The sequence below is a fragment of the Falsihalocynthiibacter sp. S25ZX9 genome (assembly GCF_041205405.1).
Classification (GTDB): domain Bacteria; phylum Pseudomonadota; class Alphaproteobacteria; order Rhodobacterales; family Rhodobacteraceae; genus Falsihalocynthiibacter; species Falsihalocynthiibacter arcticus.
Window position 1 is genome coordinate 1 of record NZ_JBGFCD010000363.1, and the last position, 278, is coordinate 278.

Annotated in this window: 1 pseudogene; it reads right to left on the reverse strand. The window is 55.4% G+C overall.

The window, feature by feature from the left end:
• Positions 1-88 precede the first annotated feature (88 nt).
• A pseudogene (locus AB9F29_RS22585) lies at positions 89-278 on the reverse strand (dihydroorotase); the annotation flags it as partial.

Below are 278 nucleotides of genomic sequence, written 5' to 3' on the forward strand. Positions count from 1 at the left end.
GATTTCCAAGAGCATTTTCGCGGTAAGACGCGCAATTTCGGTGGCGTCGGTATGTGAAGTTGGGATCATGACGGGTCCTTTGTTTTCGCTAGGCGGTGACGGTCCAATGCAGGGGGAAACCGGGATCAAATACAGTGACGGTTTCCGCGCCGACTTCGATTTTTGAGGGGTATGTAACTGGCGCGCCCTTGGTCAGGGTGAGCGTTGTGTCATTTACGGGGAGGCCGTAAAAAGCGGGGCCGTGCAGCGAAGTGAAGCCCTCTAACCGGTCTAATGCG